The organism is Rickettsia sp. MAE-05, from assembly GCF_057319745.1.
Genome location: NZ_JBLTIO010000001.1, coordinates 162911 through 180807, shown reverse-complemented (window position 1 = coordinate 180807; position 17897 = coordinate 162911). Strand labels below are relative to the sequence as shown.

The following is a 17897-nucleotide window of genomic DNA, read 5'->3' as shown; positions in this document are numbered from 1 at the left end:
GGAATGACATAAAACAATTCATGCAACAACACTCGAAAGCGAGAATTCAAAAAAACGCTGAAACAATATACTAAAATCTTTTATCCTTGGTTCTCATGGATAAATCAAAGAGTTTTAACACCTCTATAAAATTAATAGCAGACCTCTGCGTAACCTATCTTATAAAGAGGTCTATTTTAACTAAATCTTATGGAGGAACAATGACAAAACTATTTATCTCTATTTTTGTCTTATTTTACTTGCAATATGTGGTCATGCCTCCATATTGCAGTTACGCCTATTAAAAAGCTATACGTTCAATAAGAGTACCAATAACCTTATCATGAATATCCAATGACTTGGAAAAGCAGATTGTCTTACGTGCAAGCCTCTTGCATCTCGTTCTAAGGTTCAAGTTACTTCGTTCTATCCGTTGAGTGTATTTTTTACTGATAATATGCTTTTTAGGGTCTAATAACCTAGCATAACTCCCCCATCCATCTGTATAGTAAAAGTCACCTTGAAATTCTCTAGTTTTTTCAGTAATGATTCTAATGTGCTATCACATCTTGTACCAAACGTATAAGCAACTACTTTTAACGAAATCTTATCCAAGGCATACCAAAGCCATCGTTGTCTGGATTTATTCTGTACATAAGACCATTGTTCATCTATCTCAGGAGCAATAATTACTTTTGTTGTACTGATAGAATGATTTATTGTTTTTAATACTAGATTTTTTTAAAACACGGATAACTGTATTGATACCCACTTTTAATACTCTTACTGTATCTCTAACTCCAGAGCCGTTGATTGACATTTCTACTATTTGCTCCTTAACTCCAGGCTTAGATGCATTATTAATATACTCCAATTGAAAATATCGATTACACCGCTTGCATTGATATCTCTGTTGTTTTGAAATTGAATATCCTGACTTTATTACTTCTTCTGTGTTGTTACAATATCTACACTTAACATCTATTTTTGCCATAACTCCTTAACTATAATTCTCTCTACCAAATTTCTTTTACTGAATCATTTTTTGAGGGCATTTGGTATATATCTATGTCATTTTTGTAACATTTTGGCTTTGTTACATTGCTGTTTATGTCATTCCTGCGAAAGCAGAAATCCATTAGTCAATAAGTATAAATATAAAAGATTTAAATAGTTTCATTTTTTTCTAGGTTCCCGCTTTCGCGGGAATGACATAGTACTTTACTAATTCTGCAATATTTTCATCAGCAAATTAATCTCTTCGCGTAATTCTATATCGTTTTCCAGTAATTCTTCTACTTTCTTAATAGCATGCATAACCGTCGTGTGGTCTTTTTTACCGAATTTTTTACCGATATCTGCAAGGCTTTTCGGTGTTAATGCTTTACTAAGATACATAGCTATTTGACGTGGTCTTGCAACTTCTCGTAATCTCCGTGACGAAGACATATCGGATAATTTAATATTATAACGACTAGCTACCTTTTTCTGAATATCTTCAACGGTAATTATTCTTTCATTAGAACGTAATAAATCTCTTAAAATATTTTGTGTATTTTCGAGTGTAATTTCTTTTAAAGTAAAATTAGAATGAGCTATGACTTTATTTAAAGCTCCTTCAAGTTCTCTAACGTTTGAAACGATTTTAGATGCTAAAAAATCAATTACGTCTTTCGGTATTTTAACGTTCATCTGTTCAATCTTAGATTCTAGAATACCGAGTCGTAGCTCATAAGTAGTACTATGAACGTCAGCAACTAAGCCCCATCCAAGACGAGATTTTATCCGATCTTCAATATTATCTAAATCTGAAGGTGACCTATCACAAGAAATAACCATTTGACGGTTATTATCAATCAATGTATTAAAAGTATGGAAAAATTCTTCCTGCGTACTATCTTTACCGCAAATAAATTGAATATCATCAATCATCAACACGTCAACCGAGCGGAATTTCTCTTTAAACGAGATTACTTCTTTATTACGCAGAGCTTTAACAAACTGATACATAAACTTCTCTGCAGACATATATATCACTTTGCGGCTTGGGTTATTCTGCTTGATGTACCAACCGATTGCATGCATTAAATGCGTCTTACCGAGCCCAACCCCACCATATAGAAAAAGCGGATTAGACTCAGAAACCGCACCTGATGATTCCGCAACAGCTCTTGCTGCTGCATAAGCTAGTTCATTTGGGGCTCCAACCACAAAATTATCGAAAGTAAAACGTACGTCAAGAGTTGAAAAGATATTTTCCGAATTAAGCTCACTGCTGCCGATATCGGCAAAAGTCTTAGTAGGTAATTCTATAACTGTTTGGGTTGTTCCAGGTAACTCTTTAGTAATTATTTCAATCGACTTAATGGTATTATTATAATGTTGAAATAGTTGCAATATGACCATAGAGTATTTGGATTTTATCCAATCTCTAACAAAGTTAGTAGGGGCACAAAGAATAACGGTATTTAATGAAGACTCTATAAAATTGACTTTACTAAACCAGCTATTATATAGAGTTTCACCGTAATGATTGTAAAGATCTTGAGCCACGTGACTCCAGACATTTACATAATTATCACCTTGATCCGTTAAAATTATTTGATTAGTACTCACTTAAAACTGCCACGGTAAGTTATTTTGTTTCCAGCCTTTGTCTTGATTATTTCCTTCAAAGCCGTCACTAATATTATAACAATTTTTATAACCCATATTAGCTATAAAATTTGCTGCGATAAATGACCTATATCCTGAACGACACAGAAAAAATATTGCTGCATCTATTTTATCTTTAATTATAGATAAAAAATTATCTTCAAAATCTTTATTCAATTGCCAATTTAGAAAGACCAACTTATTTTTATTATCTAAATGAGGTATCCCAACTTGTTGCCACTCTTCTTTAGTTCTAACATCCACAAGAAAAGCATTATCATTTGAAATTAATATATCATAAGCTTTTGTAGAACAGATATTTTGAACCGACATATTTACGCTTTTTTGCTGTTATTGATAATTTGAAAAGTTTACGTCATTGCGAGGAAAATTACGTAGTAATTTGTACGTCCGCAATCTCAGGAGTCCTGCTTTATGAGATTGCCACGCTCCTTTTAGTCGCTCGCAATGACGGCATTAACTGCTTCGAGGCAATGCCTAAAGCATTTTAAAATGATCTTGGTATCTGATAAATTTAATAATATTATTATAAAAAAATTTTGCAAGATGTTATAGATGAATAAATTAAATAAAAACTCTTTACAAAAGAAACTTTTTTACCGTAGTAAAAACCGCGGCTGCAAAGAAATGGATTATATACTCGGCAGCTTTGCCGAAAAGTACCTATCCTTAATGGATGAAAAAAAACTTGAAGGCTATTCTTTAATACTTGATCAAAATGATAATGATCTTTATAATTGGATTAATAATAAATCTTCTGCTCCTTCTTATCTAGATGCCGAAATAATTGATAAATTACGCAAAATAGCAAAAATATAAATTCCTGTAGAATGTTACAACAAAAATTTCCGGCTACTGCCAAATCTTTCTTTGCAACCCATAATTTTACTAAGAATCTCAAGCAAGATTTTATCTTGAGTAGCAGTAATGAAGATGAAGCGTTGCAATTATACAAGCAAGCTTTATTTTTTTCTTCTAATGAAAATATTTATTACTTTCCAAGCTATGATACTATCCCTTACGACCATACGTCACCAAATGCAAATATCTTATCTAGACGTGCAGAAATATTAACCAAGCTAACAACAAATAATAGTAACGGCAAATTACTCATCACTCATGTAGCGAACTTATTAAACAAATTACCGCCGAAAGATTTTTTTTCTAAATATTTTTTAAAATTATCTCCTAAAATGAAATTTACTACGGATGAGCTTGCTATGTTTCTAGTAGAAAATAGTTTTACAAGAAATGCGAGTAGCATTGATGTCGGGGAATTTGCGGTTAGAGGCGAAATCATTGATATAATATTGCCTGGTCCTAAAGCTTATAGAATTAATTTTAGCTGGGATTATATTGAATCAATAAAAGAATTTGATATTGATACACAAATTTCAACTAAATCTTGCAGCGAACTCGTTATTAGTCCTGCAAATGAGATAGTTTTAAACTCTGAAACAATCGGTAATTTTAAGAATAATTACTTACGAAATTTTGGAGTTAATCATACCGATAATCCTTTATATGAGGCAGTGATATCAGGAAGAAAATTCGCAGGATATGAACAATTACTTCCATTATTTTATAATTCCTGCTCTAACTTAGTAGATTACCTAAACGATCCTATTTTCATATTCGATAATTTATCAAAACAAGCCATTTTAGAGTTTGAGCATAGTTATAACGATTTTTATTCAGCAAGGTCAGAGGTAAATAAACTTAAATTTAATAGTTTCTATCCCACCCTTTCACCGACTGACTTATATTTTACCGCTTCTGAAATAACGGAATTACTAGAACAAAAAAATAATATATTGATTAGTTATGAAAATTCTGAGCAAGCAACTCTAATTGAAAATATAGCTGCTACAAGCTTTATAGAAAAGAAAACGGTTTTTGATAAATTATTTGAGATTATTAAAGCTCATTCTTCTAAAAAAATCGTAATAGGTGCAGCTTCTTTAAGCGGTCTTGAGAGAATTAAAAGCATCACCCAAAATTATGAATATAAATATAATGAGATAAATAAATTAGATGAGGCTAAGGATTCAGTAATAAATGTCGGGATAATTCCTTTAAATCAAAGCTTTTATACTAAAGAATATTTATTTATTACCGCTAGCGAATTATTAGAAGAAAAATCTAGCTCTACAAACACTAACAAAAAGCTTAAAAATATCTTGCTGGAGCTTGATAATTTAGCTGAAGGTGAGTTTGTAGTACACAAAGATCATGGAATAGGGCAGTTTTTAAAGCTAGAAGCTTTAGAAATCAAAGGCAAACTACATGATTTTTTAAAGATTTTATATGCCGGTAATGATAAATTATATATACCGGTTGAAAATATAGAGGTAATAAAAAAATACGGTAATGATAATGCAGAGCTTGATAAGCTTGGCAGCGTCTCATGGCAAAGAAGTAAGGCGAAACTTAAAAACCGTATAAAAGAGATAGCACTGCATTTAATACAAATAGCAGCTAAAAGGAAACTTAATAGCAGTGCTTCCGTTGAATTTGACCTTGAAGAATATGATAAATTTTGTGCTAATTTCCCTTTCAGTGAAACAGAAGACCAGTTAACCGCTATAAACGATATTAAAGAAGACTTGAGAAACGGTATGTTAATGGATAGGTTAATATGCGGTGATGTCGGGTTTGGTAAAACAGAGGTAGCAATGCGTGCCGTCTTTATGGTAGCAAAATTTCTAAATGAACATTTACCTCAAGTAGCTGTAGTTGTACCGACAACTATTTTATGTAGTCAACATTTTTCAAGGTTCATAGAAAGGTTTAAGGGATTTGGTTTAAATATTAAGCAATTATCTAGCGTTATTAGTGCTAAAGAAGCAAAAATTATAAGATCGGAGCTTGAAAGCGGTAAAATAAATATAATAATAGGCACTCATTCTTTATTACACAAAAATACAAAATTCTTTAATTTGAAATTGTTAGTAATCGATGAAGAACAACATTTCGGTGTCGGTCAAAAAGAATTTCTTAAATCGCTAAAATCCTCTTCCCATGTACTTGCAATGTCGGCAACACCGATTCCTAGAACCCTGCAAATGTCAATGACCGGTTTAAAAGAACTTAGTATTATTGCAACGCCGCCTCTAAACAGGTTGGAAGTTCGGACGATGGTTATGCCGTTTGATCCCGTTATTATCAGAGATGCATTATTACGCGAACATTTTAGAGGTGGAAGAAGCTTTTATGTGGTTCCAAGAATTAAAGATATAGAGGATATCGAAAAACAATTAAAACAAATCGTGCCGGAATTAAGTTATAAAATAGCTCACGGAAAAATGACCCCGAGTAAAATTGATGAGGTTATGAGCGAGTTTTATGCCGGTAAATTCGATATACTAGTCTCAACTACTATTATAGAATCAGGAATTGATATAGCCGAAGCAAATACCATGATCATACATAAGGCCGATATGCTGGGGCTTAGCCAGCTATATCAATTGCGTGGTCGGATAGGTCGAGGTAAAGTGCGGGGCTATGCCTATCTAACAGTAGCAAGTCATAAAAAGATGACATCGCACTCCTTAAGACGTTTAGAGATAATACAAAATAGTTGTGCTTTAGGCTCAGGTTTTACTATTGCAAGTCATGATATGGATTTACGGGGCTTCGGTAATTTGATAGGTGAAGAACAATCAGGACAAATTAAAGAAGTAGGTACGGAGCTTTATCAAGAAATGCTGGAAGAACAAATAGCTATTTTTAAAGATGAACCGATTGTCTCGGAGCAGCTCTTTATTCCGACTATTAATTTAGGATTATCCGTCTTTATTCCTGATAATTATATATCCGATTCAGCCCTTAAACTTGGGCTATATAGAAGAATAGGTAATTTAAGCAATGAGATAGAAGTAGAGAAATTTAAAGACGAGATGATTGATAGATTCGGCTCACTACCGATTGAATTTAATAATTTACTTGATATTGTAAAAATAAAACTATTATGCTTTAAGTTAAATATTGAGAATTTGGATTCAGGAGATAACGGATTTGTGATTAAATTTTATAAAAATGCCGATATGACCGATAAAATTTTGAAGTTCGTTAGTACTTACTCTAATCAGGCAAAAATCAAACCGGATAATAAATTAGTATATATCAAGAAATTAGTAGATAAAAATATAATTGTTGAGGCGAATCAGTTACTCTGGAGTTTAGAGGAGGTGTAGACTCGATGTCATTCCTAATACGTCATTGCCTGCGTGGATACTAGAACTGTCATTGCGAGGAGCGAAGCATTGTTGCAATCTCATAAAGTAGGACTCCTGAGATTACTTCGTCAAAATTTTCAATTTTTCCTCGCAATGACGGAAAAACCGATTCTCGCAATGACGATAACACTTTTTTAACGTAATAAACATGCCCTATAACCTAAAACAATTATTTCAACAACATAAAGTAAAAGGTTTGTCGATTAATTCTAAAACCGTTAAGGATAAAGACGTCTTTTTTGCGATTAAAGGACAAAATGTTGATGGAAATGATTTTATAAATGAGGTTTTAAATCAGGCGGTAGCATTAGTAATTACAGACAATAAGAAAAATACTATTATAGATGATAAAGTAATTTACGTAGAAGATGTACAGGCAGCTTTATATGAAGCCATAGAAATATTCTATCCTAAAAAACCAAAGAATCTAATAGCCGTAACCGGTACTAACGGTAAAAGCTCGGTAGTATCCTATATAGCTCAAACATACTCACTGCTTGGGAAGAAAGCTGCATCTATAGGTACAATAGGGGTAGAGATATTCGGCTGTGATAATCTTATAAATGATGTACCTGAATTAACAACTTTGGATTATTTAAGCTTTAGAAAAATTGCTCATAATTTAGCTGAAAACAATATAGAATATTTAGCTTTTGAAGCTTCTAGCCATGGTCTTGAACAAGCAAGACTTGGTGAAACAAAAGTAAATATCGCATGTTTTACTAGCTTTAGTCAGGATCATCTAGATTATCACCATACAAAAGAAAATTATTTATTAGCCAAACTGAAATTATTTACTAGACATCTTTTTAAACCAGCTTATAGAGAGGAATTTAAAGGAGACACGGAACACAGCACCACAGCGTACACACTAGTACGTGAGGATGCGAGTACCGGAACGACGTCTAAATTACTTCTAGAAGCGAAGTTTGGGAAGATGTCTACCGAGCATTTATTACCAAGCGGCATTGCAATATTAAATTCCGATATAGAAGAAATAGAGTTCGTTAAAGATTATTTACATAATCATAATATTAAATTTATCACTGTTGGAAAAAAAGGTGATGTACAAATAACTAAAATCAATGGTTCTTTAAAAGGACAAAATATTAATTTTATATTCAATAATAGAGAATGTAGTTTTAATACCTCTATAATTGGTAGTTTTCAGGCTAGCAATTTATTAATTGCTGCCCTTACTGTACATTACACCGGATTTGCTTTTGATGAGATAATAGACGCTTTAGCAAAAGTTAAACCGGTAAAAGGTAGAATGGAGCGAATAGACGGCACTAATATTTTTGTTGATTATTCCCATACTCCGGATGCTCTTGAAAAAGCTTTAACGGAACTGAAAAATGTTAAATTACGTGATAGTAGGCTAAACGTAGTTTTTGGTTGTGGCGGTAATCGTGATAAGACAAAAAGAAGTCTTATGGGGCAGATAGCCGCAAGACTCGCTGATAACGTCATAATTACCGATGATAACCCACGTCATGAAGATCCAAAACTGATCAGAGCCGAAATCATAAGCGGTATAGAGAAAGCGGATTATACGGAAATAGCAAATAGAGAAGAAGCTATTAAATATGCTATAAATAATTTAAAGCAAGATGATATCTTATTAATTGCCGGCAAAGGTCATGAAAATTACCAAATTATAGGCGATAAGAAATTACCTTTTGATGATGCTGAAATTGTGAGGAAACTAACGTCATTGCGAGGAAAGGCGAAGCCTTAACGCGGCAATCTCATGCCAAAATCCTGAGATTGCCACGCAGCCTATGGCTGCTCGCAATGACGGGTTGAGCATCCACGCAACAAGACCTTCTTGCAATGACAATAAAAATACACAACAAAAACATATGATTTGGAACTCTGAAACGCTAAGTAAAGCACTAGCTATAACAATCTCTAATTCTATCAATTGTAATGAAGTGCAATTTAACTCCAAAGACGTTAAAAAAGGTGATTTATTTATAGCACTTCAAGGTAATAGAGACGGTCACGATTATGTTCTAGATGCAATAGATCAAGGAGCGGCAGCCGTAATTGTTAGTAAGCAAGTAGAGATAAATGATAAAGATAAAATTATCCTAGTTGATGATTGTTTTGAGACTCTACAAAAAATGGCTTTGTATAAACGAGAGAATTCAAAGGCTAAATTTATAGTTATAACCGGTAGTGTCGGTAAAACCTCCACTAAAGAAGCACTGAAAATATTATTGCAACATGATTCTCTAGTTTTTGCGAGTCGAGGTAACTTTAATAACCATTTGGGGTTACTAATTAATCTTGCATCAATGGCTGATGATACGGAATATGCCATTTTTGAGCTTGGCATGAATCATAAAGGCGAAATAAGGGAGCTAGTTCAAATATTAAAGCCGAATATTGCTATGATTACCAATATTTCGGAGGCTCATTTAGAATTTTTTAACTCGCTTGAAGAGATAGCTGAAGCTAAATGTGAGATTTTTGAAAATTTTAGCAAGAATGATATTGCTGTTATTAATGCTGATACTAATTGCTATAACAAAATATTATCGATATTAAAAAATCTCTCTATTAATAGAGTATATAACTTCGGCATATCGCATAATACACCTGCACAATTAGTTTTATATGAGAACCTAGGAGAGCAAGTTTATTTAAAGTATAAGATAAATAATAAGTCCTTAAGTGTAACTATACCGTTCATTCCTAGGCATTTTGCCGAAAATTATACAGCTATACTTTTAATTATCGATATATTAGGTAAAGATATAGAGATAGCTGCAAATCACTTGGCAAATATTCCTCCTAACAAGGGAAGAGGGGAAATTATCAATATACAAAACTCTCGTATAATTTGTGATTACTATAATGCAAGCCCTGCTTCAATGAAAGCTGCATTAGAATATTTAAAACAAGTACCTGCTGAAAATAAAACTGCTATAATAGGCGATATGCTGGAGCTTGGGGAAAATTCTAAACGGTTACATGAGGAGCTAGTACCTTATATATTAGATGCCGGTTGTTCTAAAGTTTATTTAGTAGGAGTAAATACTAAATATATTTATGATTTACTACCTCCCAAAATAGCTAAAAAATACTTTGAAAATGTTGATGAATTAATTACGCATATCACGGATTTATTTGAAAGTAATGAGCTTATCCTAATAAAAGGGTCAAGAGGTGTAAAACTTGATAAGATTGTTGATTATTATAAATAAATACACTAGGATATTTTTAATGTTGTGTGGTTTAGTTTTAACGTCATTGCGAGGAGAAACATAGTTTCGACGCGGCAATCTCAGGAGTTTGTTATTACTTCATGGGATTGCCACGCAGCCTATGGCTGCGTAGCTCATGACGATTTTATGCAATAAGAACAACATCAAAATATACTTTTTAATTTAAATCTACAAATGTTATATAATCTTTTACTTCCTCACATTCATAATTCACATATAGCTAATTTATTTCACTATATTACTTTTCGTAGCGGTCTTGCTATTATTATAACTCTAAGCCTTAGCTTTATCACGGGTCCGATATTAATAAAATTTCTGCGATCTCTTCAAAAAAACGGTCAGCCTATACGCTCAGACGGACCTGAATCGCATCAAACAAAAGCAGGTACTCCGACAATGGGAGGCATTATGATTATTTTGTCTAGTTGTCTTTCTACTTTATTACTTGCTGATTTAACTAATAAATATATTTGGATTACGTTATTTGGTTTTATTAGCTTCGGTATTATAGGATTTATGGATGATTATGCTAAGGTAACTAAAAATAACCATTACGGGGTAAGGGGAAAAAGTAAGCTTTTACTGCAAGGAATTATTAGCTTAATTATATGTGTTTTACTAGAATATCTAGATAAAAATCCAAGTCATTTACTTAACGTACCGTTTTTTAAAAATTTAAGTTTGGATCTTGGTTATTTTTATATAGTTTTTGCTATATTTGTTATAGTCGGCTCTTCTAATGCCGTGAATCTAACGGATGGGCTTGATGGTCTTGCTACCGTTCCTATTGCTTTTACTGCCGGTTCTTTTGCTTTAATAAGTTATTTAGTAGGGAATCTAATTTACTCGAACTACTTACAGCTAACTTATATACCGAATACCGGAGAGTTAACGGTGTTATGTGCGGGGTTAGTCGGTAGCTGTCTTGGATTCTTGTGGTTTAATGCACAACCGGCAGAAGTTTTTATGGGCGATACCGGTAGTCTAAGTCTTGGTGGTGTACTTGGCATTATTAGTATCATTACTAAGCATGAAATAGTTTTAGCTATTGTCGGCGGCTTGTTTGTTATTGAAACTGCATCCGTAATTTTACAGGTATATTATTTCAAAGCTACTAAAGGAAAAAGAATATTTAAAATGGCACCGCTCCATCATCATTTTGAAAAACACGGTTGGGCAGAATCAAAAGTCGTAATAAGATTTTGGATTATTTCAGTTATATTTGCTCTTATAGGCTTATCATCCTTAAAATTACGTTAATGATATACTCGTCCCACTTGAAAAATTGGCTGCGTCGTCTTTGTAAGTCCTCGGATGCTGAACGTTTATTATACGCTCCGCTCCTCGGCTTACAAACTTCTTGCTCTTTTCCAAGTTGAACTTCGTCTATCTACTTCTCATTTATTGAGAATATATTAACATAAATTAACTTTCCCTTTGCTTTTGTACAAGAAATTTACTATAATGCCAACATTAATTTATAGTAGGTGTATGGCGTGGCTAGAGAAATAGATATAAATAAATTATTAGCACAAGAAAATAATGCTTTAAATACTATATTAAGCCAAGTAAATGAATTATGCGAACAAAATAAGAAGTTGCAAGGTTTAATTGAAATACAAAATGAAACTAAAGAACTAGAAAAAGAACATAATAGATCGTTGCCTTGGTTTAAAAGACTTGTAAAAACAGTTTCTAATGTAAAGTATATTTTTGTAAAAAGTGAAGAACAGTTAACAAATGAAGCAATAAAGTATAATAACAAAATATTAAAAGATATTGATAATAAGATATATAATATAGCGGAAAAATCTGCACCTTTAAAGCAAGAATTACAAGAAGAAATCGAAAAAAATTTTAAGGATTTAACAAAGAAAGATTTATCTAAAGAACAAAGAGAAAGACTATCGGAAGTATATTTTAGTTATAAGAGTAAACCTGAAAGATTTTCAACTCTAAATATGACAAATCCTTTACAATTCATTAAGGCTGAAGAACTAGAGAAACAATATAATTCTTTAAATGCTACAAAACAAAACATCCAAAATTTAATATCTGAGAATTCTAATATCAAAGAACTTAAGGAAATACAAAAACAGGTTGCTGAAATTAGGGAAGAAATACCTTATACATTTTTTGAAAAATTAAATAATATTTGGCAAAATGTTAAAAATGTTTTTATAAATAATAGTGAGCAGGTTTTAGCAAAAAACAAAGAAAGTAATACTAGAACAATTAGAAAGATTGATGAACAATTATATAAAACGAAGCATAAATTTGAGGAATTAATTGAAAATAAGGAAAGAAATATTAATGATATAATTGCAAAGTTGCCTGACAATGAGGAGTTACAAAAGATAGTAAGTAATCTTGCAAATCATATGACTTCAAAAAAGGAGCCAATATTAGCAAATTCGTCCCTAGCTAAACCTTTGGAAAATAGTGTAACATCGCCGCCTCCTTTATCACAAAATAATATTCCATCACCACCTCCACCACCACCCCCTTTGCCGGAAAATAACATTCCACCACCACCGCCGCCACCTCCTTTATCGAAAAATAACATTCCGCCGCCACCACCGCCTATGCCTACTATGGCTCCGGCTCAGACTGAGACATTATCTAAACCTGTAGGAATTACTACTACGGTTAAAAAACCGGAAAATCAACCACGTCCTTCTATAGATACTTCTGATTTAATGAGAGAAATAGCAGGACCAAAAAATCTAAGAAAAGTTGAAAAAACGGATGTTAAGACACAAGATTCTAGAGACTTATTGCTGCAGTCTATAAGAGGTGAACACAAACTAAGAAAAGTTGAGTTTGATCCTAATACAGGAAAACCGGTTGCACATTCGCATAGTAAGCCTGCTCAGAATGTTAGCAAACCTAATGGAGTTGCATCAATTTTAGCACGAAGAGTTGCTATGGAGATGAGTGATAGTAGTAGCAGTAGTGGCAGTGAAAGCGATAGTGGTAACTGGAGTGATGCTAGTGTTAATAGCAATAAACCAAAGGCTCTAAAAACTAGAGGAGAACGAGATGCTAAAACGACTACGCATGCTCAAAAAATTCTAAGTAATAGGAGTTCACAAAAACCATCATTTGTTAGAAGTTGATCTTTAAGTATGCTTTGTTGTGTGGATACTAGAGGCCGTCATTGCGAGGAGCCGTAGGCCTTGTTGCATGGCTCGGTTTTTGTCATTTCTGCGAAAGCAGGAAGGAAGTAAAAACCTATAAAAAACTTGTTTTTTTAGGTTTATTTTATCAATTAATAGTAATTTTATAGCAGTATTAAAGTTATTTTTTGGATTCCCGCTTCTGCGGGAATGACATAAAACACCATATAAATCTATCCTTTAAACTTCTTAGTTATTTCAACTATTCTTTTACCAAATAAATTAGCAGTTTTTAAATCGCCCACGGTAGGAGTAATATCAGGAGAGGATTTGTGGTTAGATTGCGTCATAAGTCCTGACCAGCTACCTAAGCGGTTAATTTTATCTGGATCAGGCATCTCATGATCGGCAAAATTGGGTGAGCTTTCCGCTTGCCCAACCCAAATCATGCAATGCTGCATAGCAAAGTGAAATAGCTGCTGAATACTGCATAACTTATCGCCTGAATAAGAAGCGGAATTAGTAAAAGCTGCTGCTATTTTATCTTTCCATTTCTGCTCGGCCCATTTTGCTGAGGTAGAATCCATAAATGTTTTAAACGGACCGGCTAAACTACCCATATACGTTGGGACTCCAAAAACGATAGCATCCGCATTATCTAATAAATCCCAATCTATATTATCAGGTTTGTCTTTATTTATTTGTATAATAGAAACATTTGCTCCTGCTTCTTTTACGCTCTTGTGTAGTTCTTCAGCTACTTTTGCAGTATGACCGTACCCGCTATAATATACGATAGCTACTTTAACCATTTTATTCTCCATATAAATATTACAACTAAATCGTCATTGCGAGCAGCCGTAGGCTGCGTGGCAATCTCATGAAATAATAACAAACTCCTGAGATTGCTTCGTCAATTTACTATTGTAAATTTCCTCGCAATGACGTCTAAACTACTGATATACGAAACCACACCTCTCCTATAAGCCTACAATAAACTCGGCTTCAGTTTTAGACTTTATTTCCTCAATAGTAACATCGTCAGCCTTTCTAACTAATATCATTTCATCTTTATCAATATCAAAAATGCCAAGATCGGTAATTATTCTGTTAACTACTTTTTTACCTGTTAACGGAAAGCTGCATTCTTTTAATAATTTAGCACCGCCGTCTTTTGCGTTATGTGCCATTATAATAACTACTCTTTTGGTATTAGCGACTAAATCCATAGCTCCTCCCATACCTTTAACCATTTTACCTGGAATAGTCCAGTTGGCAAGATCGCCTTTTTGTGAGACTTGCATAGCACCTAAAATAGTTAAATCGACATGCGAACCTCTAATCATCCCAAATGAAAAGCTACTATCGAAATAGCTGCTTTCAGGAATAGCAGTAATAGTTTGCTTACCGGCATTAATTAAATCAGGGTCTTCTTCACCTTTATACGGAAAAGGTCCCATACCAAGCATACCGTTCTCGCTTTGAAATATTACATTCACTCCTTTAGGTATATAATTTGCTACATGCGTAGGCATACCTATACCAAGATTGACATATAATCCGTCTTTAAGTTCCTCTGCGGCTATTTGATAAATTTCTTCTTGGCTCCAAGCCATATCTTATTTTTCCCTGACGGTTAATTGCTCAATACGTTTCTCATATTTTTCACCTATTATTAATCTTTGTATGAAAATATTAGGTGTGTGAATATTGTTAGGGTCAAGTTCTCCTACCTCAACTATTTCCTCTACTTCACAAACTGTAACTTTAGCGGCACCTGCCATGACTGCATTAAAATTTCGTGCAGTTTTATTGTAAACCACGTTGCCGCTTTTATCAGCTTTAAAGCCTTTAATAATAGCAAGATCGGCTTGCAATGCTGTTTCCATTATATATTTTTCGCCGTTAAATTCCTTTGTTTCTTTACCTTCCTCGACTATTGTACCTATACCGGTTTTAGTATAAAAAGCAGGGATGCCCATACATGCAGCTCTAATTCGTTCGGCTAAAGTTCCTTGGGGGTTTAATTCAAGCTCAAGTACTTTATCAAGATATTGTTGCTCAAAAATCTTATTTTCTCCGACATACGAAGAAATCATTTTTTTTATTTGTTTAGTTTGAAGAAGAAGCCCAAGTCCGAAATTATCAACACCGCAATTATTGCTTATAATCGTTAAATTTTGAACATTGCTTTTAAGAAGTGCATTTATTAAATTTTCAGGAATACCGCATAGACCGAATCCACCCGACATTATAGTCATGCCGTCATAAAGAAGTCCTTCAAGAGCAGCTTCAGCCGAAAGATAGATTTTATTCATAAATTTAAAATTATTTAATATCTATTATTTAAGAAATTAGGAGGATTTTCAAAAGAAGTCAAGGACATACACAAGTTTGGTATATTAAAAAAATACTTTACAAATTTAAAATAGTATATATTGTAGCTACTTATGATTAATAAAAATTAACGATACTATGAAATTAAATAAACTAAATTTAACTATTGCTGCTTGTCTTTTATATTCATCATCAGTATTAGCAACTGCATCAAATATTGATGACGATATGACAATTCAAGAAAATTCTAAAAAAAATTATAGCTATGTAATTACTTATGATAAAGATATGTCCTCAAGAGCAAGTAGTGATGCTGCTATGTCATTGATTGAAGGTTATCGTCAATTAGATGATGCTATGTTTGCCGATTCAGATAATATAGCTATGAAAATCTTAAGTTATATTACAAGATTTACTGCTACATCTTGGATTATGGTAGGTAATCATGAGATAGGCGGTCATGGAGCAAGAGCAAGAGAGTTTGACTTAAAAGTAACAAAATATGAAGTAGATCCTTTTGAGGGTACAACATATTTTAAAACTAAAGATTTTAATTCTTTGCAAGTTCATAAGCAAATTGCTATAGATACAGGTGGGATTCAAGCAAGCTATTTGTTATCTGAAAATATTAAAGATAGATATATGACAAGTAACAAAATTAATCCTACTTACGGTATAGGTTATTTATGGACAAGACTAGATCAAGCAAGTTATATTTTTAGTACTAAGTTTGACGGTAAAGATAAAGACGGTAATGATATAAATGCATATGTAAAAGCGATTAACTCCATATATGGTAAAAATTATATTACTAAAAATAAAATTCGTTCATATGCTTATTTAGATTTATTTGATCCGTTTTTAGTTTATTCAGGTTATTCATTTGTAATGAATACTAACTTAAATGATATTCCGATGATTGAATTAGGACCGGTTAAATATTTACCTGCGACTAGAGCAATACTTGCTCCATATGGTTTAGAGCGTGGTTTGGTTAACCATTTTGTTGTTGATAATAAATATATTCAGCTTAATCTTAATTACGGCAAAAATCAGAAATTTAAGTCTTACGGTGTTGGAGTTAAAGCTAATAACTTAGTCACATTTGATTTTGTCGGTTTAGGTTTAGAAGCAGCATTTTGGAATCAACCTAAAATGTTAACCGCTACTCCTTTAAAAGAGAGCTGTAAACAAGGCGGACTTGGGGCAGTTAATTTTGAGCTTAGCTTAAATGAAACATTTAAGATAGTAGGCTCAGGCGGTTACAAAACAGCGGGATTTATCGAAGGTATGCCTTTAAAATCCTCAGCTATTCTTAGAGCAGGGTTAAAATTAGATTTATAAGCATTGCAAAAAACGTCATTGTGAAGCGGCATTGCCTGTGTGGGACTGGTTTTTCCGTCATTGCGAGCGACCGTAGGGAGCGTGGCAATCTCAGGAGTTTTGCCTGAGGTTGCTTCGTCAATTACTTTGTAATTTCCTCGCAATGACGGCTTTAGTATATTTATTCCGGATGACTTTCTGAATTCCCTGTAATATCTACTTGTGTTTCGCTGGCGAGATATTGCTTAAAAAATCCACCATGGTAGAGTTTTTCATCTCTTTGACATATAAAATCTTTAATTGCTCCTCCTTTCTCCATAGCTATATTAAATGCCTCTTGATCTAAGTTAATATAGCTTAACAGATTCTTTACTATTTCTATATTTCCTGTTTTCATCCCTTCATAAAGGTATTTATTATCATCTTTAATGTCATTACCTGTTAAGCGGAATAATAATGATACTAAAGTTTGAGTCCCTGTTATTTCTTGAGATTGGATACAATCTGTTAAAGCTTTGTATATAATAGAGGAGTGTGATTGTTCTGAGGGTAAACATATCTTAGTAAGAAAAGCTAGGGAGGTGATAGGAGCAAGTTTAGCGATTTTTATAAGGCTTTTTTCATCTAATATTATATTAAAGTTAGGCTGTATACTTGACATATTGATAAAATCAATCATTTCAAACATTAATTTTTTTAAATCTTCTACATTATCTTCATCCATTGCTTTTTGGAAATTACTTCCTAATTTTTTAGCTGTATTCTGTAATAATACAAGATCTAAATTTTCTTGTTGATTAGTTAACATATTAATCTCCATTTAATTTTTTTGTAAAATAGCAAACAAATATAATCATGTAAACTAAAAATTCTTATTAATTTTCTTAGCAAAATAATTTAGAATATATTAGAGTCTGTCGGTAAATAAATATTAACCGGTAATTAAGTTCTTTTTTGCTGCAAATTATAAGATTTTTTTGAAATATGAA

Annotated in this window: 13 protein-coding genes and 3 pseudogenes; 7 read left to right on the top strand and 9 right to left on the bottom strand. The window is 32.8% G+C overall.

Features of this window, described 5'->3' with window-relative positions; genetic code table 11:
* Positions 1–280: 280 nt before the first annotated feature.
* From ACNFN7_RS01030 to ACNFN7_RS01015, 4 genes and pseudogenes are all read right to left on the bottom strand, one after another.
* A pseudogene (locus tag ACNFN7_RS01030) lies at positions 281–973 on the bottom strand (IS1 family transposase).
* A gap of 230 nt (positions 974–1203) precedes the next feature.
* The gene (gene dnaA, locus ACNFN7_RS01025; protein WP_011270703.1) at positions 1204–2595 is read right to left on the bottom strand and encodes a chromosomal replication initiator protein DnaA; all 1392 of its coding nucleotides are present in this window, start codon (positions 2593–2595) and stop codon (positions 1204–1206) included.
* Entirely contained in the window at positions 2596–2967 is a 372-nt protein-coding gene (locus ACNFN7_RS01020) for a rhodanese-like domain-containing protein (RefSeq protein WP_485440504.1), read from the bottom strand.
* A gap of 39 nt (positions 2968–3006) precedes the next feature.
* Positions 3007–3105 (bottom strand): annotated as a pseudogene (locus tag ACNFN7_RS01015) (lytic transglycosylase domain-containing protein); the annotation flags it as partial.
* A gap of 105 nt (positions 3106–3210) precedes the next feature.
* Between ACNFN7_RS01015 and ACNFN7_RS01010 the strand changes: the two are divergent.
* The 6 genes from ACNFN7_RS01010 (at position 3211) to rickA (ending at position 13248) form a co-directional block, all read left to right on the top strand.
* Positions 3211–3474: an FAD assembly factor SdhE gene (locus tag ACNFN7_RS01010; protein ID WP_485440503.1), complete on the top strand. Its 264-nt coding sequence runs from the start codon at positions 3211–3213 to the stop codon at positions 3472–3474.
* Between the two features lie 11 nt (positions 3475–3485).
* The gene (gene mfd, locus ACNFN7_RS01005) at positions 3486–6851 is read left to right on the top strand and encodes a transcription-repair coupling factor (RefSeq protein ID WP_485440502.1); all 3366 of its coding nucleotides are present in this window, start codon (positions 3486–3488) and stop codon (positions 6849–6851) included.
* A gap of 190 nt (positions 6852–7041) precedes the next feature.
* Positions 7042–8634, top strand: a complete 1593-nt coding sequence (locus tag ACNFN7_RS01000; RefSeq protein WP_485440501.1) for a UDP-N-acetylmuramoyl-L-alanyl-D-glutamate--2,6-diaminopimelate ligase — start codon at positions 7042–7044, stop codon at positions 8632–8634.
* A gap of 124 nt (positions 8635–8758) precedes the next feature.
* Positions 8759–10108 carry a UDP-N-acetylmuramoyl-tripeptide--D-alanyl-D-alanine ligase gene (locus tag ACNFN7_RS00995; protein WP_485440500.1) on the top strand — a complete coding sequence of 450 codons (1350 nt, stop codon included), beginning with the start codon at positions 8759–8761 and terminating at the stop codon, positions 10106–10108.
* Between the two features lie 195 nt (positions 10109–10303).
* On the top strand, positions 10304–11389 hold the full coding sequence (gene mraY, locus ACNFN7_RS00990) for a phospho-N-acetylmuramoyl-pentapeptide-transferase (protein ID WP_485440499.1): 1086 nt from the start codon (positions 10304–10306) through the stop codon (positions 11387–11389).
* A gap of 236 nt (positions 11390–11625) precedes the next feature.
* Positions 11626–13248: an Arp2/3 complex-activating protein RickA gene (rickA, locus tag ACNFN7_RS00985; protein WP_485440498.1), complete on the top strand. Its 1623-nt coding sequence runs from the start codon at positions 11626–11628 to the stop codon at positions 13246–13248.
* 233 nt (positions 13249–13481) lie between these two features.
* On the opposite strand, the gene ACNFN7_RS00980 is transcribed toward rickA, so the two are convergent.
* The 4 genes and pseudogenes from ACNFN7_RS00980 to ACNFN7_RS00965 form a co-directional block, all read right to left on the bottom strand.
* Positions 13482–13697, bottom strand: coding sequence for a transcriptional regulator (locus tag ACNFN7_RS00980; RefSeq protein ID WP_485440859.1), 216 nt, complete (start codon positions 13695–13697; stop codon positions 13482–13484).
* A gap of 42 nt (positions 13698–13739) precedes the next feature.
* Positions 13740–14060: pseudogene (locus ACNFN7_RS00975) on the bottom strand (flavodoxin family protein); the annotation flags it as partial.
* A 168-nt stretch (positions 14061–14228) separates the two neighbouring features.
* Positions 14229–14864 carry a 3-oxoacid CoA-transferase subunit B gene (locus ACNFN7_RS00970; RefSeq protein ID WP_485440497.1) on the bottom strand — a complete coding sequence of 212 codons (636 nt, stop codon included), beginning with the start codon at positions 14862–14864 and terminating at the stop codon, positions 14229–14231.
* Positions 14865–14867: 3 nt separating this feature from the next.
* Complete coding sequence (locus tag ACNFN7_RS00965) at positions 14868–15566, bottom strand: CoA transferase subunit A (protein ID WP_485440496.1); 699 nt, start codon at positions 15564–15566, stop codon at positions 14868–14870.
* Between the two features lie 157 nt (positions 15567–15723).
* On the opposite strand from ACNFN7_RS00965, the gene ACNFN7_RS00960 reads away from it, so the two are divergent.
* The gene (locus ACNFN7_RS00960; RefSeq protein WP_485440495.1) at positions 15724–16929 is read left to right on the top strand and encodes a hypothetical protein; all 1206 of its coding nucleotides are present in this window, start codon (positions 15724–15726) and stop codon (positions 16927–16929) included.
* A gap of 160 nt (positions 16930–17089) precedes the next feature.
* Here ACNFN7_RS00960 and ACNFN7_RS00955 read toward each other — a convergent pair whose 3' ends face one another.
* Entirely contained in the window at positions 17090–17716 is a 627-nt protein-coding gene (locus ACNFN7_RS00955) for a hypothetical protein (protein ID WP_485440494.1), read from the bottom strand.
* Positions 17717–17897 lie beyond the last annotated feature (181 nt).